Below are 23058 nucleotides of genomic sequence, written 5' to 3'. Positions count from 1 at the left end.
TCTAGGAGAATTATATGAATCATCAATCACATATTTTCCCATTTCTATGGGTAAAGGGAGAACCAATAAACCGAATTAAGGAAGAAATCAGACGGATTAAGGAATCCAACATTGATGAATTTGTTGTGGAATCACGTACTCATCCCCAATTTTTAGAAGAGCAGTGGTGGAGCGATTTCAAGGAGATTTTAGATTATGCCAAAGAGTTAGATATGAAGGTTTGGTTATTGGATGATGCTCATTTTCCGACAGGCTATGCCAATGGCGCCATGAAACATTCTCCTTATCTCCGTAAACAATATCTGTATTATAGTGCAATTGACTTATATAGTGAAGGTTTTGAGCTTACTCTTAATCTCGAACTACTTCGTAAACCAAAAAGAAAGTGGTCAGATAGAAAGCGTTCAGAGTGTTACTATCAATCTTTAGAGGATAATGAGATTCAAGCAATTATTGCTTATCCGTTATTAGAAAATAATATAGTTTCAGAGGATGGGATTGATTTAAGTATTTATAAAAGTCAACAGTTTTTCGACTGCCTCCTACCAGCCGGAACATGGAGAGTCTATGTAATTTATAGCACGTATGAAAATGGTGGACAGGCTGATTATATCGATATGCTACAAAAAGACTCAGTTCGATTATTGATTGATACTGTTTACCAACCACATTTTGCATATTTTAAAGAGTGTTTTGGAAATGTTTTCCGTGGCTTCTTTTCAGATGAACCTGGTTTTGGCAATGCGACTGGGTTTAGTAAGGATGAAATCATCGGGAAAAAGGCTATGGCTTTACCTTGGAGTCAGGAAATTGCTGAGATATTAGCTCATGACAGAATGAGTTTGCCCTTCCTATGGGCTACTAGCAAGGAAAATCACTTATCCAGAAGTATCCGTCTCAACTATATGAATCTTATTACTGATTTATACAGCCAAAATTTCAGCCAACAAATAGGAAATTGGTGTCGTGAACGCGGCATCGAATATATTGGTCATATCATTGAGGACAATAATATGCACTCTAGATTAGGTACTGGTGCTGGTCACTATTTTAAGGCTATGGAAGGCCAAACTATGGCAGGGATAGATATTATCAGTAGCCAGATTACTATCGGTGGTGATGAAACATGGCGAACTAATTCCTCTCAAAATGATGGGCAATTTTATCATTACTGTCTACCTAAATTGGCAGATTCGTCTGCTCAGCTGGATCCTGTAAAACAATTTCAAGCCTTTTGCGAGCTTTACGGAGCCTATGGCTGGCAACTCAGCAGCAGAAACATGAAATGGATTTTGGATGCCCTTTTAGTTCGCGGTGTGACTAATTTTGTTCCCCATGCCTTTTCAATGGCTTCCTTTCCAGATTTTGATTCTCCTCCGCATTTTTATGCTAACGGTTTTAATCCACAATTTTCTCTTTTCAGCAAGTTAATGGAATATATGGGAAAGGCTTCGGATATCATTTCAGGAGGTCGTTCTACAGCTAAAATAGCGATTCTCTATCACGGTGAGTTGGAGTGGATTGGCGATTATATGAAAATACAGGAACCGTCCATGATTTTATCTCAAGCTCAAATTGATTTCCTTTATTTACCAAGTAATTGGCTCAAAAAGGTTCAGGTCAATAGAACAGGATTCCAACTCCAACAGCATCAGTTTGAAAAATTAATTATTCCCCAAACAGATCGCTTACCTTATATTGTTTATGATTTTATCCAAACTTTACCGAAAGACAAAGTGATTTTTATTAATGAAATACCAGAGATAGTAGTATTAGAAAGAGGCGATATGCCTGTAAAAATGACGGACTATATTTGTCTAGATTTGGATAATCTAGCTCAAGAATTACTTACTTACAGGTTGATACAAGCTGATTCAATACGAATGAAATTGGCTGCTCGACAGCAAATCAAAAATGGTGAAGCTTATCTGATTTTGCATAACGAATCGTTAACAGATTCTTACACGGTTGAGCTACCTACTGGATATCAGCAACTCGATATTGATACTGGTAAACTATCTGGTGTTTCGACTGTGCAAACTTTATTTCCTTATCAATTTGGTATTTATCAATACATTGAAGAATCCCAAGCTTTAGATGAAAAAGCACTATCCATTCAATTATTTGAGAGTTTTTCTAAACTTTGGGAAATTGAATTAGTCAATACTAAAGGTGAAAAAATTACTCTTCAATCGACTAAAAAACTACCCCATTTAGGACAGCACTATCCAACCTTTAGTGGAACAATTTTCTATAGAAATCAAATTGTATTAGATGCTAAACAGTCGTACCAACTGATTATAGATAGAGTTTTTGATGGAGCTATCATAAAATTAAATAATCACGAAGTTGCTACTTTAATTGCCCCACCATATCAAGTCCAGCTAGATGCTTACTTGAAAGAAGGACATAATGAATTGGAAATCATAGTTCCAACAACAGCAGACAGACAACTAGCTAATGAGAAGTTATTCATCAATCAATTTGAGCCGATGGAGCCAATAGGAATAGTTGGACAAGTGAGAGTGGTTCAAAGTAACTAAAAAGTGTAATTACTATTGGTGCAATCTTACTCTGATTTCTGGAGGAAAGGTAAAAACTAAAGAGTAAATGAAATAAAATGTATCAAGAGTTTTTCTAACTCTATTGACAAAATAAGCTCCCGATTAGAATTACTTCGCTTATGAATATAGGTTCTAAGAAAAGTCAATAGTTTCGTGTGAAATCATAGTCGTTTGATGGTTAGTAGCTGTTCCAATCCAGCTTCTAGCATTTTCTGAAGGCTGGGATAGAGTAAAAGAAGCTCATAGGCGTAGTCAGAATGCATTCCAATGAACTTATCTAATTCAGAGAAAATAATATCCAGACAGCGTGTGTACTGGACTTTCCAATCAGTTTGTTTCTTCTTGAGACAGTGAATATGTCTTATCAGAATTTTCAGTTCTTCTTGACTGTTATCATAACGAAATTGTTCATGATTAGGGTCTGAAAGTAGCTTAAGAGCAATGGTACGAGCATCCTTCTTATCTGTTTTAGTTTTACGAAGAGATACGGATTTGGCAAATTCCTTAAAAGGAAGTCTAAGAGATTAAAGGCATAGTGTCCCGTATCTTCAAGTGCGATGAGATAATCTGGTTTAAACTGATTTAGAATATTGGGCAAGAGTTCAAATCCAGTTTTACTATTTGAAAAAGTGACCGGTTTGAGAAGGAGTTTACCTTGGTCATCCAAGACAGCTACATCGTGTTTGTTTTTAGCGACATTAATGCCAACGTAAAGCATATGTACACCTCCCTTATGATATTCAAGCACACTTGGTAATCCACGAACTTTTTGCCTTGTTCCCTTACACGAGATAAAACGTCACTGCGTTATCAAACTCATTACTAATTGAAACAAAAAGCTGTGGTTAGAGCCTTTCAAGAGTCGTCAAGCGATTGGAAAACAAACTAATCCACAGTGGCTTATTCCAAGTGTAACACTTGGGCTCTGGCAGTAGCTAACTGCACTAAATATAATATAAGGAGATAGTCTATGTCAAGCAAAGTAAAACGCGGAGTAGCATTGTATAGCTATTCAGGTGAGTACGGAAAAACAATGAATTTGGAGGATTGCTTCAAGGATATGTACGATATGGGAGCAACTGGTATTGAAATTTTAGCCAATTCTCATATTGATTCATATCCCAAATTGAGCGATGATTATTTAGAAAAATGGCAAAGACTCTGTAAACAATACCAGATTGAGCCAGTAGAATATGGACATTGGATTGACACACGTCTCTATAAAAATCGTGATATTTCTATGGAAGAAGCACGAGAAATGTTGATTAATGATTTCAAAATTGCCCATAAGCTAGGATTTAAAATTCTTCGGACAAAGATGGGAGTTATCAATGGTGAATTAGCACCCGTCGAAAACTGGCGTGAAATCGTCAAGAGTGTTTTGGCAGATGCAGAAAAATACAATGTTATCATGTGTCCAGAAATTCACCTGACAACTGTTTTAGCAGATCAGTTTGTTCAAGACTATGTTGACTTTATCAAAGAAACTGGAACTAAGCACTTCGGATTGAATGTTGACCTTAGTGTTTTCCAAAATCGTTTTGATGTACCTGGTGTACTGGTTTTCAATCCTGATTGCAAACATTCTCTTCCAGAAGAAATCATTCCACTTTTGCCCTATATCAAATGTATTCATGCTAAATTCAATAAGATGGATGATGATTTCAACGAACTAACTATTCCTTATCCAGAAATTCTTAACCTCTTAAAAGAGCACGACTGGGAAGGGTATTTGCTCAGCGAATACGAAGGAGTTAATAAAGAGCTTGAAGGCTATGTTTCACAAGAATTACGAAAACATCATGTTATGATGAAACGAATCTTGGGACATTAAGGAGGAAAAGTATGCTAGAATCACAAGTTATTCAATATCGCGGTTTTCATAATATCATCAAACACGGTGAGGTAGTTGGTTTCCAAATCTGTGTCCGATCAGACTACTATCGAGGTGTTTGGCTCAGCCAGTTACGGCCAGGGAAAGTCATTGTGGACGGAGTGACCTATGCTAAAGAAGAGGTCATTTGGGAAATTAATGGAAAAGAGTATACGATAGAAGAATTATCTCAGGCTTCTAAGGATTTTTGGAGAGTGACAGATGTTGCTACCTTAAAAATCTATCAAGAGGGAGGCTTAAGCCAAGGTTTCCATGATGTATCTGTCCGCTTTGCGGCAAGTTGTTCCTATATGCCACCGTTTTTAGATCAGTTTGACGAAGAAGGTGAAGATAGAAGTTTCAATGGTGGTACCTATACACGAGAGAATATGATTATTGTATAGACATTAAGAGTTAGAAAGCTGAGTTGGATTCACATTGTTGCGACCAATCTGGCTAGGACTATGTTAAATAGTTACTCATAGTTATCTATTAAATGGCATATTCCAACTAATTAATGGGTTGAGACTAGATTCTATACTATGACACAGGAAAAGGTATAAGCATATAATAAATTGGTTGTTTTACTAAACATGGGGATTCACCTCATGTTTTTTTGTCATTTACTTTTCCGTAGTATACTGTTAGTAAAAAGTAAAACTGGAGGCTACCCTGATGACCCAATCTATCGTTCCTTTGAAAACTTCCCCATCTCATCGTTTAGATAAGAAAAACAAAAATGAGCTGGTGCTGAAACTGCGGATTGGACAACTTGAACTAAGCTTGTTTCAGGCTCCTCACCAAGAAACACTAGAAACTATTTTGGATAAGGTATTGCGACTAGCTGTTTGCCTTGGAGTATAGCCTCACCTACGAGACCACCTTCCGAACAATTCTCTCGGACCGGTAATCTAGTCTTGTCCAAAAATATGGCAGAGAGGGCTATAAAGACCTTGGTTATGGGGTGTAAAAATTGGTTATTTAGCCAAAGTTTTGAGGGAGCCAAGTCAACAGTTATCATTCTGAGTCTCTTGGAAACAGCCAAGCGACACGGCATTAATTCAGAGAAATATATGACCGACCTATCTTCCAGAGCATCTGCCTAATAATGAGGAAACCCTCGCAAACAGAGAGGTACTAGAGGCTTATTTACCATGGGCTGAAAATATACAAGAAAACTGTAAGTAAAAGTTCCAGAGTCAAGCAAGACTTTGGAACTTTTTCAAGTACGACGGGCATGTCGTACATCAGAGGTGCAAGTCCTCCGTGGGCACCCCTACTGGTGAACCAAATAGTGACTCCCAAGCCTGACTATCGTGAGGTAGCGGGGAGAGGAAGGGATAGCGAAATCGCGGCTCTACTTATCTTTGCGCCGATTGCCAATGTCTGGATTTTCAAATTCTTTGTTGATAGTTTAGGAATGAACAGCTTCAGCAGGCAGTTACGGGGCTCACCGTGAGATTTTTCCAGAATATGACCTCGTCATCCTTGCGCCTCAAGTAGCTTCAAACTATACAGATATGAAACAAGAAACTGATGCTCTTCAGATTCGCCTAGCGAAGACAGAAGGTGCAGAGTACATCAAATTAACCCGCGACGGTAAGGGAGCACTGGCTTTTGTTCAGCAACGGTTAGAAAATTAGAAGTGAAGTATGACGAAACAATTACCGCAAGATTTTATTTTCGGTGGACCGACAGCCTCTCGTGACAACCTGCCAACATTAGATCTGTCCACCTTGATGAAGGGAAGAGGGAGAAAACGCTGATAACAACAGCAAGGGAATTCTCTCTCCAGTAGAAACTCCTAAACCTATGCCAGCTCCTGTAGAAATGGGACGTGAGGTAGGAAGTGAAGTACAGACTCAGTCTTATTCTCGTAAAGAAAGATATAGGAAGCTGCCAGAGACAGGAGTAAGAGAAAATATCGCCCTAATGGCTCTTGGAGCTGTTGTATCAAGTCTAGGACTGGTTACTATGAAAAGAAAAACTAAATAAGAAAAACAAAAATTAAATAAAATTTTCTATATTAAAAGCCCCATCAGATTTTATCTCTGGTGGGGCTTTTGGTGGGGAATCAAACAGAATGTGTGATTTTTTCGCTTTTTATCGTATCTGTAAATGTTGTTAAATCAACTATTTCACTTCAAGTAATGTTTATGTTCTATTCCCACTCAACAGTTGCTGGTGGTTTGCTGGTGATATCGTAGACGATGCGGTTGACGTGGTCAACTTCGTTAACGATACGAACAGAGATTTTTTGGAGGACTTCCCATGGAATTTTGGCGAAGTCTGCAGTCATACCGTCGATAGAAGTGATTGCTCGAATGGCAATCGTATAGTCATAAGTCCGTCCATCTCCCATAACCCCAACAGAACGTACACCAGTGTTCACTGTAAAGTATTGCCAGATGTCACGGTCAAGTCCAGCTTTTGCGATTTCTTCACGGAGAATGGCATCAGATTCACGAACGGTTTCAAGTTTTTCTTCGGTAATTTCACCCATGACACGGATAGCCAGTCCTGGTCCTGGGAATGGCTGGCGCCATACGACTTCATCAGGCATGCCAAGCTCTGTTCCTAGGGCACGAACTTCGTCCTTGTAAAGGGTGTTGAGCGGTTCAATCAGCTTGAACTGCATATCTTCTGGCAATCCACCTACGTTGTGGTGGGATTTAATGGTTTGAGCAGTATCTGTTCCAGATTCGATGACATCCGTATAGAGCGTTCCTTGAGCAAGAAATGCAACATCAGTCAGCTTGCTTGCTTCGTCGTCAAAGACATAGACAAATTCATTGCCGATAATTTTGCGTTTTTGCTCAGGATCAGATACACCTGCCAATTTATCAAGGAAGCGTTTGGCAGCATCTGCCTTGACAATATTAAGACCGAATTTGCCCCCTAGCATCTCCATGACTTGGTCCGCTTCGCCCTTTCGGAGAAGCCCATGATCAACGAAAATACAGATTAACTGGTCACCGATTGCTTTTTGCAGAAGAACCCCAACAACGGATGAATCAACTCCACCAGAAAGTCCAAGAAGAACTTTTTTGTCTCCAACCGTTTCACGAATTTGTGCAATCTGCATATCAATGAAATTATCCATTGACCAGTCGCCTTTTGCTCCGCAAATATTTAGCGCAAAGTTCCGTAAAATATCATTTCCATAGATAGAATGACGAACTTCTGGATGGAATTGAATCCCGTAAATCTTCTTATCAGGATGTTCAATGGCTGCATAAGGGCAGTCAGCAGAAGTGCCTGTACGGACAAAGTTATCAGGAATCTCGGTAACCGCATCGCCATGGCTCATCAAGACCAATTGCTCATCTGGAGTCCCTTCAAAGAGAGGAGAAGGAGTATGGGTAAGTTTTGACTGACCGTATTCACGATTTCCAGCATCTCCAGCCGGTACTACCTTACCTCCGAGTTTGTGGGTAATCAGCTGCATACCGTAACAAATGCCTAAAATCGGAATGCCTAATTCAAAAATTTTGGGGTCAATATCAAAGGAGCCCTCTTCATACACAGAATTTGGCCCTCCTGAGAGAACAATTCCAATTGGATTGATTTCCTTAACTTCAGCTGCTGAAATCTTGTGGCTTTTTAGCTCTGAAAATACGCCAATCTCACGAATACGGCGCGAAATTAGCTGGTTATATTGGCTACCGTAGTCCAGAACAATAATTTTCTCTACATCTTTGCTTGTCATCTTATTTCCTTTCACATTACATTATCACATGATGTTTCTTATTTTAACATAAAAACGAACAATTTGCAGTAAGAATGGTTAAAAAGATAGAAATTTGGTACAATAGAGTTAGAAACAAAGAGGAGTGATTATGAAAGCCGCTTATATTGCCATTCATGATAAATTAAAAGAGGAAATTGATCGTGGAGTCTGGAAAATTGGAGAACGCTTGCCAAGTGAACGAGACTTGGCAGATGAATTCGGAGTGTCACGAATGACCTTGCGCCAAGGGATTACGCTCTTAGTCGAAGAAGGCATTTTACAAAGAAAAGTCGGATCAGGAACTTATGTAGCCAGTACCCGTGTCCAAGAAAAAATGCGGGGAACCATGTCTTTTACGGATATTATTCAGCTTCAGGGTAAAACTCCGTCCAGTCAATTGTTGTCCTATATCCGAACAAAGCCCAACGATAAAGAAGTAAGCCAATTAAATTTACAGGCAGGGGAGTATGTCGTGCGGATGGAACGTGTGCGTTTTGCAGACAATATCCCGGTGGTCTACGAGGTGGCCAGTATTCCAGAACGGCTGATTCACAATGTGAAAAAGAGTGATGTCACCAATCATTTTTTTAAAACCTTGACTGAAAACGGATATCGTATCGGAAAAAGCCACCAAACAATCTATGCTCGTTTGGCCAACGAAAAGGTTGCTAAACACCTACAAATTACGAAAAATCAAGCTATTTTAGCGCTACGTCAAGTATCGTATTTGGAGGACGGACAACCTTTTGAATATGTGAATAGCCAGTATGTTGGAGAACGGTTTGAGTTTTACTTAGAAAATAATTAGTTTACATAACTTTAATTATGTAAACATTTTTAATGTTTAAAACGAGAGAGCCGGGCTTTATCCTAGGGGAAAAATTTGGTATAATAAAAGGTATGGAAATTGAAAAAACAAATCGGATGAATGCCTTGTTTGAATTTTATGCGGCACTATTGACTGATAAACAGATGAATTATATCGAGCTCTACTATGCTGATGACTATAGCTTAGCTGAGATTGCGGAAGAATTTCAGGTCAGCCGTCAGGCGGTCTATGACAATATCAAGCGGACAGAAAAGATTTTAGAAGATTATGAGAAAAAGTTGCATATGTATTCGGATTACATTGTTCGCAGCCAAATCTTTGATCAAATCTTAGAACGCTATCCAGCAGATGAATTTTTGCAAGAACAAATCGCCATTTTGAGCAGTATTGATAATAGAGAATAAAGGAGAATACCATGGCTTTTGAAAGCTTAACCGAACGTTTACAGAACGTCTTTAAAAACCTACGTCGCAAGGGGAAAATCAGCGAGAGTGATGTCCAAGAAGCAACTAAGGAAATCCGCCTCGCCCTACTTGAAGCGGACGTTGCTTTACCAGTCGTAAAAGATTTTATTAAGAAAGTTCGCGAGCGCGCAGTTGGTCATGAGGTGATTGAAACGCTCAATCCTGCACAACAAATCATCAAAATTGTTGATGAGGAATTGACAGCGATTTTAGGCTCTGACACAGCTGAAATTATCAAATCACCAAAAATCCCAACCATTATCATGATGGTCGGTCTACAAGGGGCTGGTAAAACAACCTTTGCTGGAAAACTAACCAACAAGCTCAAAAAAGAAGAAAATGCCCGTCCTTTGCTGATTGCAGCGGATATCTATCGGCCAGCAGCTATTGATCAGTTGAAAACCTTGGGGCAACAGATTGATGTGCCTGTATTTGAATTGGGAACAGGTGTACCAGCAGTTGAGATTGTCAAGCAAGGTCTTACAGTTGCTGCTCAAAACAATAATGATTACGTCTTGATTGATACGGCGGGTCGTCTGCAAATCGATGAAGTATTGATGAACGAATTGCGTGATGTCAAGGCTCTTGCCCAACCAAATGAAATCTTGCTCGTGGTCGATGCTATGATTGGTCAAGAAGCGGCTAACGTTGCTCGTGAGTTTAATGACCAGCTTGAGGTGACGGGGGTTATCTTAACCAAAATTGACGGGGATACTCGTGGTGGTGCGGCACTATCTGTCCGTCATATTACAGGAAAACCAATCAAGTTCACAGGTACTGGTGAGAAGATTACCGATATTGAAACCTTCCACCCAGACCGTATGTCCAGCCGTATTTTAGGCATGGGAGATTTGCTGACTCTGATTGAGAAGGCTTCTCAGGAATACGATGAGAAAAAATCGCTTGAACTCGCTGAAAAAATGCGAGAAAATACCTTTGATTTCAACGATTTTATCGCTCAATTGGACCAAGTCCAAAACATGGGGCCAATGGAAGACTTGCTCAAGATGATTCCAGGAATGGCAGGAAATCCTGCCCTTGCTAATCTCAAGGTCGATGAGCGCGAAATTGCTCGTAAACGGGCGATTGTATCATCTATGACACCAGCTGAGCGGGAAAATCCTGACTTACTCACACCAAGCCGTCGCCGTCGTATTGCCAACGGTTCTGGAAATAGCTTTGTCGATGTCAACAAATTCATCAAGGACTTTAACCAAGCCAAGGCTATGATGCAAGGTGTCATGTCTGGTGATATGAACAAGATGATGAAGCAAATGGGCATCAACCCCAACAATCTTCCGAAAAATCTGCCAAACAACATGGACATGTCAGCCCTTGAAGGCATGATGGGACAGGGGGGGATGCCTGATTTGTCAGCTTTAGGGGGTGCTGGTATGCCAGATATGAGCCAGATGTTTGGTGGAGGCTTAAAAGGTAAAATCGGTGAATTTGCCATGAAGCAATCCATGAAGCGTATGGCCAACAAAATGAAGAAAGCCAAGAAAAAACGGAAATAGAACATGATAATCCATCTTTTGTTTAATTGAAAGAGATGAACCTATGGAAATTTTAGAGAATGATATTTTTTATAAATTTGTTGGACAACGTCTCCCTTTTACCGCAGTTTTAGCTGATTATAAAAAAATAAGAAGCCCACATTATCGTAAAGCGTACCATAGAGTCTTAATTTTCAGAAATATTAAATGGGAAAATCGACTGTTTCGGAATCACGTCCATATTCAAGTAAGTAAGGGTGTTTGGAATGAGCTTCATAACCGTTATCCAAATCCTTTCGGTTTAACATTTACCTTCACGGCTGAAATATATCGCTATACCAAAAAACCAGATTGGAAACGTCATGAAATTGCAAGAGTACAATCTATAGGTCTGCAAGATATTCGTAAAATACAAAGAGTGCGATGAAAACAATTCATCATAGAGAATAGTAACTCTGGGATAGATAAAACTAAAAATTTAAGTACGTTATACCAAAGAGTACTTATACCCTTGATATACTTGAGATAGAAAAACAAGTACATTCCTGAAAAATGTACTTGTTTTGTTTTCTGACTTGGAACATTACATTCTTGATGTCCTGAGAATTAGTGAGGAAAATTACTACGTCAAAATCTGAAAGGATATGAGGAAAAGCCGCTACATAAACAACGGCTTTTGTAAGAATGGTTGACGATTATTTCGGTTGGTAGTCTGTTAAGTTTACTTCGGTGCCAAGACGCTTGAATATCAATTGTGTATCTGTCTGTTCGGCAACATGGAAAATACCTTTGAAACTGTAGTAGGTGTCACCAAGTGCATCGGTTTTATGCACAAAAGTGACAAATTTACGTTCTGAGGCAATGGGTGCTTGAATAGAATCGCCTTTCGTGCGATAAGACAGAATTTCATCTTCAGTATCGTTTAGTGCATTGACCCAATCCTTATTTTGATAAAGTTTCGGGAACCAAAGTTCCACGTTATCAGCTAATTTATAAGTCGCTTTGAAATGAGCTTTTAGGTCACGTCCAAAAGCTTTTAAAACATCCGTATGGAGTCGGAATTTGAATTCGTCATTGATTGAAATAGTGCCTTTGTCAATAGCTGGCTCAACCTTGAACTCTTGACCGAAGGTGTATGGGGTGAAATTAGGGCTAGACTTCAACGTTTGTAGTTCAGAAATAAGTTCTTCGACCTGTTGGTTCACACCATCAAAACCCTTGCTGCAATCGATTCTACGAAAATCGGCTGTAGTTAGGTGCTTGATTTCGAGTTGACGCCATTTATCAGCCTCTTGCTGGTTCAAATGATGGAGTTCATCGACTTCAACAGCTAGCTTGAATTGAGGGAAGTATAAGTCAATTAGATACTTGCGACCATCCTTGCGTCGGACTAATTGTTGAGTCGTCCATTCAATTTCAGGATCATTTAACCGATGAATGATACGAGAAATAACGTAATACTCAAACTGTTTGTGTGCAATTTTCTTGAAAAGTAGTGCTTGTTTTTCTAGTTGGTTCATGATTTTACACCTTTTTTTCTGTAATATTTTTTTAAAAATAGTAGTCCAGCCACTTTGTGCGTTAAAACTTTACAAACAACTAGTTCAAACTGTTCGGTAGGGCTAGAATGATTATGAACGTATCTTAGTTTTCAAGTCATTGTTCAATTTACTCCTTTCATTCGGACTTCTCGTACCAGTTGAAATATTAACTACTATGTTTTTGTGCATACAACAAAAGTCTTTTTTATGAATCTATGTTGATAGCATTATATCACGGTTTGAATTTCTGGAAAATAGTTTTTAGCAAAAAAATTTTCAGTTCGTATAATTTTCTTTCTTAGCCACATCTTTCCGAAAAACTATAATTTTCTTGAAATATATCTATTAGTGTGTTATACTCTTGATAAGAAGAAAATTTGGAGAATCCTTATGCGCCGTGAATTGCTACTAGAAAAAATTGAACAATTAAAGGAGATCATGCCGTGGTACGTCTTAGACTACTACCAATCAAAGCTAGCTGTCCCCTATAGTTTTACGACCTTGTATGAATATTTGAAAGAATACCGACGATTTTTTGAATGGTTGCTAGATGCTGACTTGGTATCTGTAGCAAGTATTTCAGAAATTTCCTTGGATACTCTGGAACATTTGACAAAGAAAGACATGGAGGCCTTTATCTTGTATTTACGTGAAAGACCTTTGCTGAATGCTAATACGACTCAGAATGGGGTATCGCAGACGACGATAAACCGCACCTTGTCTGCTCTTTCGAGCCTTTATAAATATTTGACTGAAGAGGTCGAAAATGAGCAAGGTGAGCCCTATTTTTACCGCAATGTCATGAAAAAGGTTTCTACTAAGAAGAAAAAAGAGACTCTTGCTGCCAGAGCTGAAAATATCAAGCAAAAACTCTTTTTAGGAGACGAAACCATGGAGTTTTTAGAGTATGTTGATATCCAATATCCCGTCAAACTATCCAAGCGTGCGCTCTCATCGTTCCAGAAAAACAAAGAACGAGATTTAGCTATTCTAGCCCTACTGCTAGCTTCAGGAGTGCGGCTGTCAGAGGCAGTCAATCTTAATCTGTCTGATGTCAATGTAAAGATGATGATGATTGAGGTGACTCGAAAAGGAGGCAAACGGGACTCGGTCAATGTGGCAAGCTTTGCCAAACCCTACTTGGAGAATTATCTAGCCATTCGTCAGCAACGCTATAAGGCCGAAAAGACAGATATTGCCTTCTTTTTATCTGAATACCGTGGTCTGCCTAATCGTTTGGATGCCTCAAGTATCGAAAAAATGGTCGCCAAATACTCTGCTGATTTCAAGATTCGAGTGACACCACACAAGCTTCGCCATACACTAGCCACCCGTCTCTATGATGCGTCAAAATCTCAAGTGCTCGTCAGCCATCAATTAGGTCATGCAAATACTCAGGTTACAGACCTCTATACCCATATTGTCAATGATGAACAGAAAAATGCTCTAGATAAACTATAAAAACATTAAAAAGATTTACATAATATTAGTTATGTAAATCTTTTTGTTATTGACCGATAATTTCTTTCATCTTTGCTTGATTTACCTGAGGATAGATTGTTAAAAAGGCAGATAAACGCTTGAGGATTGGAACAATGTAACCTGAATAATCATTTTCTACTTGGAGAACCAATAAAGGTTCGTGAAGACTCATTCTTAATAAGAACCAGCCGTCTCCGTATGGTGCTGTGACATCAAAGCGTACTCCTTCTTCATTTTCAGGATTAAATTGGAAGCCTTCAATCGTTTGAGCTTGTAAGTCTGCAATCACCTGTTGACCAAGCGATCGGTAGTCTTCTGCTTCTAGCTTAAAGCGAACTTCTTGCGTTTCGACTGGCTGTTTCAATTGGGCAATTAAATCATCTAAGCTAGTTTCTTCTGCTTGTAGACGTGGTAAGAGCATGAGGATTTTTGCTGCGGCATAGGTACCATCATCAAGGAAGTAATTTTCCTTAAAGGCAGCGTGGCCAGATGTTTCAATAGCTAACTGGCAATCGATGCCTGCTTGATTGATCTCAATAGCCTTATTGATGACATTACGATAGCCTGAAATATAGCGAATCTGTTTACCACCTAGCTCTTCAATGAAGCGTTTTAAATGCTCAGAAGTTGGGGAATTGGTCACAATGCTCGTTCCAGGGTGTTCTTGTAGAATGATTTGAGCAAGAATGGCAATGAGATTATTCCGATTTAAAATCTCGCCTGATTTAGTCACCAAGGCAGCACGGTCGACATCGGTATCAAAGATAATCCCCAAATCCGCCTCATGTTTCAATACAGCAGCCTGAATACTAGCCATGGCTTCCTTATTATCTGGGTTTGGAATATGGTTTGGAAAGGTGCCGTCTGGGTCTAGGAATTGTGAGCCAGTTATATCAGCACCCAAGACCTGAAGGATCTTGTCTGCAAAGAAGCCACCTGCCCCATTCCCTGCATCAACAATGATATGCAAGCCGTCAAGCGGTGTTTTTTGACCTTGGTTAGCTTGGCGAATTTTATCAACCAAATCGGATGCATACGGTGTCAACAAATCAGCTGTCCGTACGGCACCATTTTCCTGAGCGGGCAATACTTCTTCATTTTCTAGAATAAAAGCAATATCTTCATGTTCTGCACCGCCTTTTTGGCTAAAAATTTTAATTCCATTGAAATAATACGGCAAGTGACTAGCTGTTACCATAACGCCAGCGTGACAGGAAAATTCCTCATATTGCGTACTCATAAAGAGTGCTGGAGTGGTAGCTAGACCAAAATCAATGACTTGAACTCCTAACCGCACCGCTTCTGCTGTAAAGGCTTCAACCAGACTAGGACCGCTGAGACGGCTATCGCAACCAATCCCAATGGTTAACTGTCCTTCTTGATAGATCTTCTGAAGGGTCTCGTCTTGACATAGCCAACGAACTAAGCCATGTACGATTTTTGTGACAGCTTCAGGTGTGAGGTTAACGGCTAATTCGTCTGTTGCAATCGCAATTCCACGAATATCAGACCCGTTTTGCAAAACATGATGTGACATAACTTCCTCCTTTATGTATTCCTAGTATATCATCTTTTAAACCGTTTTCAAGTCTTTGTTTAGAATCCATACAGAGATTTTTACCATTTCTAGCAACTTTGAAAATTTATTGCATTTCATAGTGGAACAGAAAGATAAAGGAATAAATTATTTACGTAATCAAAATTATGTAAATATTATTAATGTTCTATTTTCACAATTCCGTGGCTTCCTATTGGTAGAATAGGAGTAATCTGTCCTTTTTCAAAGAGATAGACTCCACCGTAAGCCTCTTGTTTGTCTGTTGAATAGGAATTAACAAGGTAGATAGGCTTAGAGATCCTTTTTGTCTGCTCTGCGTATTCATGCTGTGCAGTCTGCCATTCTTCAGGTGTATAATCGATGTAAACGGGCCAAAGGCAGATGTCATATTCTAAGGTAGTCAGACGATTCAATAGATTGTCGTGCCATAAATCACCACAGATAGCTGTTACAAGGCGCCTGCCTTGATAGTCAAAGACTTCAAAGTCCTCTCCTTCTTGATACTGTTTGCCTGCATTTTTATCTTTCCAGCCTTGCGAAATCCGTCGATAGTTAGATAGAATATCGCCAGTTGCTCCGATATATAATTGACTACTGAAGAATTTTTCATCATTTTTTTCAAAAAAACCAATTGAAATAGCTAGCTGATAGATTTGAGCAATGGATTGTATCCTGTTGATTACAGGGGAGTTCTGTTCAACTGCCCGTTTTTTATCTCTATCATAAGACCATGTGAGTCTGTCAAATCCTTGGAGATAGGCTTCTCCAAAAACGATGATATCGCAGTCTGCAGCTTCTTCACAATACTGTTCAATTCTTTCCAGTTGTATTTCAACTGCATGACTGGCCATAAGACCAGAAACAAGGGCTAACTTCATCTGCTTCTCCTACTTCTTCCAAATACTGACCTGAGTTCCCTGGTCAATTTGACTGCTAATATCAATGGACAAGGCTAACTGGGTGAGCACTCGTTTAGTCAAGTAAAGACCAAATCCACTGGCTTTCTGATGTTCACGTCCATTGTAGCCGGTAAATCCTTCGTCAAATAAGCGGGGAAGATCCTCAGGTAAAATGCCAATCCCCTGATCGATAATTGTGACTCCATTTTCCAAGTGAATCATAATCGTCTTCTGATTTTGACTATACTTAATAGCATTGTCAATCACTTGGGACAGGGCAAACGCTAGCCACTTACGGTCTGTTTTTAGCTGCCATGATCCACTGATCTCAAGACTTAAATCCTTCTGTAAAAATTGACTGCGGTATTTTTTGACCAAGTCGACAATCAGCTCTCGAACCTCAATCATCTCAAAACGAAAATCACTGGTCTGATTGGACAACTTCATGTAATTGAGGAGATTGGCCATGTAATTGTCAAGTCGCAATAATTGGTGATTGACCTCAGTTTGAGAGAGTTGATTTGTCTGGCTCATCAGAGAGAGGGCAGCCAATGGAACTTTCATCTGGTGGGACCACATTTTAACCAAGGACTGCCACTCATTTTCGCGAGATTTGTAGGCAAGGATGAGAGCATTACTGGCTTCTTTCTCACGTTCTAACAAAGCCAAATAAGCCAAATCAGACGGCAAATTGAGCACTGTGCCTTTTATTTCTCTCGTAAAGTTTTCAATGATTTCTTGTTTTCGTTTAAAATGAAAAAAGAGCCAAACCGTCCAGATTGCAAGGAGGATACTGGTAAAAAAGAGACTTTGTAAGAGAAAATCAAAAGGAAGTTGATAGAGGAGAAACATTCCCAACAAGCTCATTCCGATCATCAAATAGACCAGGTACCAGCCAGCATATTCTTTTAGAAATTTTATAATCATTGAACAATGTACCCCACTCCACGAATGGTATGAATGCGATCAAATCCCAGTTCGCTAACTTTTTTACGTAAACGTGTCATATTGACATTCAAGGTATTTTGATCAATAAATTCCTCGTTTTCCCATAGTTGTTCCAGTAGCTTTTCTTTGGTTACGACCTGACCTTGCTGCTGCATAAGGGTACTGAGAATTTTGGTCTCTGTCGGCGAGAGTTGGATGTGCTTATCTTTATAACTGAAACGCCCATCCATGCTCAATTGGTAGTCCTCTAAGACAAGGTGATTGACTTGTGTGAACTGTTGGATACGGCGCAAAAAGGCAGCAATTTTAGCATCCAAAAGAGGGAGGGAAAAAGGTTTTGCGATAAAATCATCCCCTCCCATATTCATAGCCATAACAGCATTCATTTCATCATCACTACTGGAAATAAAAATGATCGGCATGGTCATAGTCTTGCGAATTTCTGTCGTCCAATAAAAGCCATTAAAATATGGCAGACTGATGTCCATAAGAACCACATCGGGCTGCCATTCTGCTACTTCTTGGCTCACTGCCCGAAAATTATGGACACGTTTAACCTGATATTGTTGACTCAGATGGCTCATCAATAGTTGCACAATCGTTTCATCATCTTCTACGATATAAATTTTGTTTTTGTTCATAGTCTTATTGTATCAAAAAAGTGACCGACAAAGCCACTTTTTATGTAATCTATTCTATACAGAATACACCTAATATCCAGTTGTTAATGAACAAGGCCTATCTTTCAATAATGCGGTAGTAAGCTCTGCTTGTCCATTTGTAAATGATGTAATAAAGTAAGCAAATTATAGCAATGGTGATGCCACTGACAGTATAAATCATGGTATGCGAAGTTACGCCAAACATGAGTAGCATTTGTTTCAACATGACAAGAGATACGATAAAGTGGAGGATGGCCATGCCAAGAGGCATAAAGAAGACGAGTAAAACCTGAGAATTGATGGTCTTTTTAATAGCTGTTTGGCTCATTCCCACCTCTTGAAGAATTTTGTAAGCTTTCTTATCTTCATGCCCTTCAGAATACTGTTTATAGTAGATAATCAATGCAGCTCCTAATAAGAAGCTGATGCCAAGCAAAAAGCCTGTAAAGAGGAAGCCTCCGAAAAAACCTAGTATTTCATTTTGGAAGTATTCTTTTTGGATAGCAACTCCCAGCCTTCTACTATTGTCTTCTGCTATGAAATCTCCATCATTTGCTCCGACTAGTGCTTGGTATTCATCCTTGCTAAGATTAGTTTGGACTTGATAGTTGATAAGATGCTCGACTTCGCTCCGACTTTCTTTAAAGAGTTGGACAAACTCTTGGAGCACTTGATCATTGCTGACAATGAGTAAAGCAGGGTTATAGGTAGTTATCAGATCAGGAACTTGAATCTTCTGCCCACCTTGTACAACTTCAAAGGTCTTTTCTCCAAGAACAACTGTTTCAAGATGAGTCCTCTGATTTGGGCGGTAAAAGATGACTTGATCGTCCGTTAATTCTGGAATCGTATTGCCCAATTTTCGAACATCTTCTTGTGTCATAATAGACAAGGCGGTAAAACCAGCAATAGAAGGATGGGACAGTTCTTCTTTGTTGAAAGTAAGTTTTTTACTACCGTCATAGGAAATTGTTTCAGGAAAACTCAGATAGCTGACGCTATCATTCGCTTTTTCTGGGTAGGTATCCAGCACCGTTTTTTGAAATACGTCTTCGCCTTCTTGCCGACTATGAACGGGATAGGTCAGGTTACTGTCTTTTGGGAAGCGCACATTCATAGTCCTTGTCATGTTGGTATAAAGCGAAGTCGTTGTTGCAATGGTCACAAAGGCCATAATGGCAAGCAGGGTGATATTCGCAAGACCTGTTGCATGCTGCTTCATACGGAAAATCATCTGAGATGTTGAGATGAAATGTTCAGGAGTATAGAAATACTTTTTCTGCTTACGGCGACGCTTTAAATACCAGGTGATAAAGCTGATATAAAAGAGATAGGTTCCAGCAATGACAAATAAAACAGCAATAAAGAATCGGTATAAAACAACAATCGGCGTGATTTGATTTGATGAAAGGGATAGATAATACCCTACACCGAGACAAATGAGAGCCAAAATGGCAAGAAACAGATTTCCTTTAGGCTCTTTTTCACCTTCTTCCTTACTTTTGAACAAGATAAGAGGAGAGGTGAACTGTACTTTATAAATAGTTAAGAGTTCCAAAAGGAAAAATATTCCTGCAAAAATGAGGCTATTGAGGAAAATAGCTAGGAAAGAGATATCAAAATGCAGATTGGTTCCATGAATCAGATTCACAAAGATCAAGTACATGAGGTTGGCAAATACAGCGCTCAAGACACTTCCTAGAACAATGACTAGAATAAGAATCATCAGCAATTCAAGCGTTGCAACCAAGGCTAGCTTTTTCTTGTTCATGCCGAGCATATTGTAAAGACCAAATTCTCTACCTCGTTGCTTCATTAAGAAATTGAAGCTATAGATTTCCATGATGATGGAAAAAATCGTCAGGACTCCACTTCCTAAACCAAGCGTCACCGCTCCTGTTCCCATTGTTTTTGCCACAGGGCTGAGCATCAAGAGGATGATGGAACAATTCAGAACAAAAAGGACTAACGTTGCTAAGATAAAAGGCGCAAAAGTTTGAAAGGATTTCCGAATATTCCCATAAGCTAATTTGAGATAGAACATACCCTACTCACCTCCTAGAAGTGCAGACATACTGAGTGAGATTTCCTTGGCAAAATCGCTACTTGATTTATTGGCCTTATAGAGCTGATGAAATATCCGGCCATCCTTGATAAAGAGGACTCGTCTAGCATGGCTAGCTGCCTTGGCTGAATGGGTTACCATTAGAATGGTTTGACCTGTGGCATTAATTTCTTCAAAGAGGGTCAGTAAATCTTCCGAATTACGATAGTCAAGGGCTGCTGTCGGTTCATCTGCTAGAATCAATTGCGGTTGGGTAATCAAGCTACGGGCAATCGCTACTCGTTGCTTTTGCCCACCTGAAAGTTCAAAGGGTCGCTTATTAAGCAAACTTTCAATCCGTAAGGTTGGAGCAATTTGTGCTAGTCGCGCTTCCATTTCATTGTATGATTTTCTTGCTAATACCAGCGGCAGAAAAATATTATCTCGGATGGACAGGCTATCCAATAAATTAAAATCTTGGAAAACAAATCCGAGGTTACGCAGGCGGAAATCGGCTAGTTGACTTTCTTTGATTTTAGTAATGTCTTGATGATTGAGAATAACACTCCCGTTGCTTGGTTTATCAAGGGTGGCTAGGATATTGAGTAGAGTTGTTTTACCAGACCCACTTTCTCCCATGATTGCAATAAATTCTCCTTCTTCTACCTTAAAATCGACATCTTGCAGGGCACGTGTTTCTTCCTTTGAAAAACGGGTACGATAGACTTTTTCTAAATGATTGATTTCTAAAAACATAAAAACTCCTTTTCCTTTTACAGTATGTGTTTGTAGGCGAAAGATGACCTAGTTTGACATGAGCAATTTGATAAGTACAGCTGCTATTAATAATGCTAATCTGGCTCCTTCAACTAGTACTTCTCCTATTTCCTTTTATGCTTTTATTATACGCTTGTTTAAAAGGTCGCTACCTTACAGCTTTGTCACTCTACCTTACAATTTTGTAAGATTTCTCAATCGCTCACGTTTATACCACAAAAAACTCGCCTGCTAAAAGCAGGACGAGCTGATTAGGAGCGAGTTTGACTGATATAAGCAATCATATCATCCAATTCTGTACGGCTGTCCGTTGTGAGAATGTAAATTGTATCTCCCTGAAGAGCAGCAAAGGCGCGTGGCATGCGTTTTTCCATTTTTAGTTGCTGGGCATACTGCTGACGCAATTCCTCTTCACTATGTTGATACTGGGTTTGGTCCCGACGTGTAATAGCGAGACAGTATTGAGGAGAAAAGCTACGTTTCGCTACTTCTTCTCCAGCTACAATACTTGCATAATCACGGTACAAATCAATCGAATGAGCAAAGTTATAAACGTCTACGGTAAAACCACCTGCAGGACGATTATTGTACTCAATTGCAATATAGTCATCTCCTTCACGGAAAAATTCAATATGGAAGAAGCGCTCTTTCATACCAAAATTTTTGACAATCGAACGACCGTAGGCTTGAAGTTTTGGATCAATAGTTTTTAAAATATAGTAGGCATTGTCTTTTTGACCCTCCAAAAGATCAAGCGGTGTGTAGTGGTAATCAAAAGTTGTTTCAAAGACAATATTTCCTTCAGCATCTACCAAGCCATCGTAGGTGCAAATCTCACTTGAGTTGACAAATTTTTCAAAGAAATAAACAGTCTCATGGTCCCACTGCTCTGCAAAATGATCAACATCTGCTAGACTGCTCAATTTATAAGTTGCTGCTGCACCAACCCCATTATCAGGCTTTGCAATCATCGGAAGACCAATCTTTGTTACTGCTCTAGCAATATCTTTTTCAGTCTTTACGACCTGACCAGGTACAACTGGAACCCCTGCTTGCTTGAAATATTTCTTCATTTTTGATTTGAACTTGGTCTTACGCAGATGTTTTGGCTTGGCACCGAAGATATGGAATTGCTCCCGCAAAATCGCATCATTTTCTAGCCAATATTCATTGTGGGATTCGATTCGGTCAATCGGTCCGTGCTTATAGAATAAAAAGGCAACTGCACGCTTGACTTCCTCAATATCTTCCAGATTTTCGACACGGAAATACTCTGTTAAGGCTCCTTGTAAGTCAGGACCCAACTGTTCATACGGCTCTTGACCGATTCCTAAGACATTGATTCCTTTTTTGGCCAATTCAAGCGTAAAGGGTTGAAAATTTTCAGGATAATAGGGCGAAATAACTATGAAATTCATACAACATCCCCTTTCTATAAGTCTAGTGTACGTAGGAAATAAGGCATTTGCTTTCTCCACCATACCCAGTCATGAGCTACATCATTTCCCCATTCATCAAACCAGGCAGGGATATTTTTCTCCGCAAAGGCTGCCTTGAGAGTGTAAAAACTTGGCAGGCCATCCTGCTCCCAATCTCCCAGACCAGAGCAGACAATGATATCAGATTGGCGATAACGATCAATAAACCAACCGTCATTCTGGTTCCAAATGTAATCCGCAGGAGAATTTTGGTAAACTACATCATCGTGACCATAGTCTTGGTTGCCATTGAAGAAACGTGCATCATACACACCTGAAAGCGCGATGACCTTATTAAACACATCAGGGTGTTGCAAGAAGAAATTCAAGGCATGATAAGCCCCCATTGAACAACCAGTTGTCATCATTGGCTCAAACCAGTTTGTCTGATGTTTGATAAAAGGAATGGCTTCTTCAATCACATAGCGTTCGTAAGCACGATGTGCTTCTGCTCGATCGTGGATTGACTTCCAATCTGCTAACCAGCTTTCCTTATCGATACTGGTTAGGGTGAAAAATTGTACCTTTCCAGCTTCAATAGAGCCCTTACAAGCCTCAATCATGCCAAAATCAGCATATTCCGTATAGGAACCGCCTGATGAAGCAAAAACAACTACTGGGATACCAGCATGTCCATAACGATTGAGATTCATCTCTCGACCTAAATTTCCTGACCAATGACTTAAAAATTCTACATGCATATATGTTATCTC

General features: G+C 39.5%; 20 protein-coding genes and 3 pseudogenes. 12 read left to right on the top strand and 11 right to left on the bottom strand.

The window, feature by feature from the left end; genetic code table 11:
• Positions 1-14 precede the first annotated feature (14 nt).
• A complete protein-coding gene (locus tag ABPH35_RS02025; protein ID WP_368849523.1) occupies positions 15-2543 on the top strand; it encodes a hypothetical protein in 2529 nt (842 codons plus the stop codon).
• 185 nt (positions 2544-2728) lie between these two features.
• Here ABPH35_RS02025 and ABPH35_RS02020 read toward each other — a convergent pair.
• Positions 2729-3282, bottom strand: a pseudogene (locus tag ABPH35_RS02020) (IS110 family transposase); the annotation flags it as partial.
• Between the two features lie 252 nt (positions 3283-3534).
• Here ABPH35_RS02020 and ABPH35_RS02015 point away from each other — a divergent pair.
• From ABPH35_RS02015 to ABPH35_RS01990, 6 genes and pseudogenes are all read left to right on the top strand, one after another.
• Entirely contained in the window at positions 3535-4398 is an 864-nt protein-coding gene (locus ABPH35_RS02015; protein WP_349988872.1) for a sugar phosphate isomerase/epimerase family protein, read from the top strand.
• A gap of 11 nt (positions 4399-4409) precedes the next feature.
• Positions 4410-4841, top strand: coding sequence for a C-glycoside deglycosidase beta subunit domain-containing protein (locus tag ABPH35_RS02010; RefSeq protein WP_349988873.1), 432 nt, complete (start codon positions 4410-4412; stop codon positions 4839-4841).
• Between the two features lie 271 nt (positions 4842-5112).
• Positions 5113-5301, top strand: a complete 189-nt coding sequence (locus ABPH35_RS02005; RefSeq protein WP_349988874.1) for a hypothetical protein — start codon at positions 5113-5115, stop codon at positions 5299-5301.
• Positions 5288-5625, top strand: a pseudogene (locus tag ABPH35_RS02000) (IS66 family transposase); the annotation flags it as partial. The gene ABPH35_RS02005 and the pseudogene ABPH35_RS02000, both read left to right, overlap by 14 nt.
• A 239-nt stretch (positions 5626-5864) precedes the next feature.
• A pseudogene (locus ABPH35_RS01995) lies at positions 5865-6080 on the top strand (PTS lactose transporter subunit IIBC); the annotation flags it as partial.
• Positions 6081-6249: 169 nt separating this feature from the next.
• Positions 6250-6432: an LPXTG cell wall anchor domain-containing protein gene (locus ABPH35_RS01990; RefSeq protein ID WP_368849522.1), complete on the top strand. Its 183-nt coding sequence runs from the start codon at positions 6250-6252 to the stop codon at positions 6430-6432.
• 166 nt (positions 6433-6598) lie between these two features.
• On the opposite strand, the gene guaA is transcribed toward ABPH35_RS01990, so the two are convergent.
• Positions 6599-8146, bottom strand: a complete 1548-nt coding sequence (guaA, locus tag ABPH35_RS01985; RefSeq protein WP_368849521.1) for a glutamine-hydrolyzing GMP synthase — start codon at positions 8144-8146, stop codon at positions 6599-6601.
• A gap of 130 nt (positions 8147-8276) precedes the next feature.
• On the opposite strand from guaA, the gene ABPH35_RS01980 reads away from it, so the two are divergent.
• The 4 genes from ABPH35_RS01980 to ABPH35_RS01965 all read left to right on the top strand — a co-directional run bounded on the left by ABPH35_RS01980 (position 8277) and on the right by ABPH35_RS01965 (position 11383).
• Positions 8277-8975: a UTRA domain-containing protein gene (locus tag ABPH35_RS01980; RefSeq protein WP_368849520.1), complete on the top strand. Its 699-nt coding sequence runs from the start codon at positions 8277-8279 to the stop codon at positions 8973-8975.
• Positions 8976-9067: 92 nt separating this feature from the next.
• On the top strand, positions 9068-9400 hold the full coding sequence (locus tag ABPH35_RS01975) for a putative DNA-binding protein (protein WP_368849519.1): 333 nt from the start codon (positions 9068-9070) through the stop codon (positions 9398-9400).
• A gap of 11 nt (positions 9401-9411) precedes the next feature.
• On the top strand, positions 9412-10977 hold the full coding sequence (ffh, locus tag ABPH35_RS01970) for a signal recognition particle protein (protein ID WP_368849518.1): 1566 nt from the start codon (positions 9412-9414) through the stop codon (positions 10975-10977).
• A gap of 43 nt (positions 10978-11020) precedes the next feature.
• On the top strand, positions 11021-11383 hold the full coding sequence (locus ABPH35_RS01965) for a hypothetical protein (protein ID WP_368849517.1): 363 nt from the start codon (positions 11021-11023) through the stop codon (positions 11381-11383).
• A 268-nt stretch (positions 11384-11651) separates the two neighbouring features.
• On the opposite strand, the gene ABPH35_RS01960 is transcribed toward ABPH35_RS01965, so the two are convergent.
• The gene (locus ABPH35_RS01960) at positions 11652-12476 is read right to left on the bottom strand and encodes an AbaSI family restriction endonuclease (RefSeq protein WP_368849516.1); all 825 of its coding nucleotides are present in this window, start codon (positions 12474-12476) and stop codon (positions 11652-11654) included.
• A 411-nt stretch (positions 12477-12887) separates the two neighbouring features.
• Here ABPH35_RS01960 and xerS point away from each other — a divergent pair, with 411 nt between their 5' ends.
• Positions 12888-13958 carry a tyrosine recombinase XerS gene (gene xerS / locus ABPH35_RS01955; RefSeq protein WP_368849515.1) on the top strand — a complete coding sequence of 357 codons (1071 nt, stop codon included), beginning with the start codon at positions 12888-12890 and terminating at the stop codon, positions 13956-13958.
• A 46-nt stretch (positions 13959-14004) separates the two neighbouring features.
• Here the strand turns inward: xerS and ABPH35_RS01950 are convergent, their stop codons facing one another.
• From ABPH35_RS01950 to ABPH35_RS01915, 8 genes are all read right to left on the bottom strand, one after another.
• Positions 14005-15516 carry a phosphomannomutase/phosphoglucomutase gene (locus ABPH35_RS01950; RefSeq protein WP_368849514.1) on the bottom strand — a complete coding sequence of 504 codons (1512 nt, stop codon included), beginning with the start codon at positions 15514-15516 and terminating at the stop codon, positions 14005-14007.
• A 179-nt stretch (positions 15517-15695) separates the two neighbouring features.
• On the bottom strand, positions 15696-16415 hold the full coding sequence (locus tag ABPH35_RS01945; protein WP_368849513.1) for a nitrilase-related carbon-nitrogen hydrolase: 720 nt from the start codon (positions 16413-16415) through the stop codon (positions 15696-15698).
• Between the two features lie 9 nt (positions 16416-16424).
• On the bottom strand, positions 16425-17363 hold the full coding sequence (locus tag ABPH35_RS01940) for a sensor histidine kinase (protein WP_349988559.1): 939 nt from the start codon (positions 17361-17363) through the stop codon (positions 16425-16427).
• Entirely contained in the window at positions 17360-18025 is a 666-nt protein-coding gene (locus tag ABPH35_RS01935) for a response regulator transcription factor (protein WP_349988560.1), read from the bottom strand. The genes ABPH35_RS01940 and ABPH35_RS01935 overlap by 4 nt, the downstream gene beginning before the upstream one ends.
• A 97-nt stretch (positions 18026-18122) precedes the next feature.
• Positions 18123-20090 carry an FtsX-like permease family protein gene (locus tag ABPH35_RS01930; protein ID WP_368849512.1) on the bottom strand — a complete coding sequence of 656 codons (1968 nt, stop codon included), beginning with the start codon at positions 20088-20090 and terminating at the stop codon, positions 18123-18125.
• A gap of 3 nt (positions 20091-20093) precedes the next feature.
• Complete coding sequence (locus ABPH35_RS01925; protein WP_368849511.1) at positions 20094-20846, bottom strand: ATP-binding cassette domain-containing protein; 753 nt, start codon at positions 20844-20846, stop codon at positions 20094-20096.
• Between the two features lie 272 nt (positions 20847-21118).
• Positions 21119-22285: an ATP-binding protein gene (locus ABPH35_RS01920; RefSeq protein WP_368849510.1), complete on the bottom strand. Its 1167-nt coding sequence runs from the start codon at positions 22283-22285 to the stop codon at positions 21119-21121.
• Positions 22286-22299: 14 nt separating this feature from the next.
• Positions 22300-23046, bottom strand: coding sequence for an esterase family protein (locus ABPH35_RS01915; RefSeq protein WP_368849509.1), 747 nt, complete (start codon positions 23044-23046; stop codon positions 22300-22302).
• Between the last annotated feature and the right edge of the window lie 12 nt (positions 23047-23058).

The sequence above is a fragment of the Streptococcus handemini genome, assembly GCF_040984445.1.
Lineage (GTDB): Bacteria > Bacillota > Bacilli > Lactobacillales > Streptococcaceae > Streptococcus > Streptococcus handemini.
Note: the sequence above shows the minus strand (reverse complement) of the source record. Positions and strands in the feature narration are given on the sequence as shown.

What these genes read in the sequence shown, in the direction of transcription:
- ABPH35_RS02025 (WP_368849523.1), top strand. Translation starts at nt 15, where the DNA reads ATGAATCATCAATCACATATTTTCCCATTTCTATGGGTAAAGGGAGAA.
- ABPH35_RS02015 (WP_349988872.1), top strand. Translation starts at nt 3,535, where the DNA reads ATGTCAAGCAAAGTAAAACGCGGAGTAGCATTGTATAGCTATTCAGGT.
- ABPH35_RS02010 (WP_349988873.1), top strand. Translation starts at nt 4,410, where the DNA reads ATGCTAGAATCACAAGTTATTCAATATCGCGGTTTTCATAATATCATC.
- ABPH35_RS02005 (WP_349988874.1), top strand. Translation starts at nt 5,113, where the DNA reads ATGACCCAATCTATCGTTCCTTTGAAAACTTCCCCATCTCATCGTTTA.
- ABPH35_RS01990 (WP_368849522.1), top strand. Translation starts at nt 6,250, where the DNA reads ATGCCAGCTCCTGTAGAAATGGGACGTGAGGTAGGAAGTGAAGTACAG.
- guaA (WP_368849521.1), bottom strand. Translation starts at nt 8,146, where the DNA reads ATGACAAGCAAAGATGTAGAGAAAATTATTGTTCTGGACTACGGTAGC.
- ABPH35_RS01980 (WP_368849520.1), top strand. Translation starts at nt 8,277, where the DNA reads ATGAAAGCCGCTTATATTGCCATTCATGATAAATTAAAAGAGGAAATT.
- ABPH35_RS01975 (WP_368849519.1), top strand. Translation starts at nt 9,068, where the DNA reads ATGGAAATTGAAAAAACAAATCGGATGAATGCCTTGTTTGAATTTTAT.
- ffh (WP_368849518.1), top strand. Translation starts at nt 9,412, where the DNA reads ATGGCTTTTGAAAGCTTAACCGAACGTTTACAGAACGTCTTTAAAAAC.
- ABPH35_RS01965 (WP_368849517.1), top strand. Translation starts at nt 11,021, where the DNA reads ATGGAAATTTTAGAGAATGATATTTTTTATAAATTTGTTGGACAACGT.
- ABPH35_RS01960 (WP_368849516.1), bottom strand. Translation starts at nt 12,476, where the DNA reads ATGAACCAACTAGAAAAACAAGCACTACTTTTCAAGAAAATTGCACAC.
- xerS (WP_368849515.1), top strand. Translation starts at nt 12,888, where the DNA reads ATGCGCCGTGAATTGCTACTAGAAAAAATTGAACAATTAAAGGAGATC.
- ABPH35_RS01950 (WP_368849514.1), bottom strand. Translation starts at nt 15,516, where the DNA reads ATGTCACATCATGTTTTGCAAAACGGGTCTGATATTCGTGGAATTGCG.
- ABPH35_RS01945 (WP_368849513.1), bottom strand. Translation starts at nt 16,415, where the DNA reads ATGAAGTTAGCCCTTGTTTCTGGTCTTATGGCCAGTCATGCAGTTGAA.
- ABPH35_RS01940 (WP_349988559.1), bottom strand. Translation starts at nt 17,363, where the DNA reads ATGATTATAAAATTTCTAAAAGAATATGCTGGCTGGTACCTGGTCTAT.
- ABPH35_RS01935 (WP_349988560.1), bottom strand. Translation starts at nt 18,025, where the DNA reads ATGAACAAAAACAAAATTTATATCGTAGAAGATGATGAAACGATTGTG.
- ABPH35_RS01930 (WP_368849512.1), bottom strand. Translation starts at nt 20,090, where the DNA reads ATGTTCTATCTCAAATTAGCTTATGGGAATATTCGGAAATCCTTTCAA.
- ABPH35_RS01925 (WP_368849511.1), bottom strand. Translation starts at nt 20,846, where the DNA reads ATGTTTTTAGAAATCAATCATTTAGAAAAAGTCTATCGTACCCGTTTT.
- ABPH35_RS01920 (WP_368849510.1), bottom strand. Translation starts at nt 22,285, where the DNA reads ATGAATTTCATAGTTATTTCGCCCTATTATCCTGAAAATTTTCAACCC.
- ABPH35_RS01915 (WP_368849509.1), bottom strand. Translation starts at nt 23,046, where the DNA reads ATGCATGTAGAATTTTTAAGTCATTGGTCAGGAAATTTAGGTCGAGAG.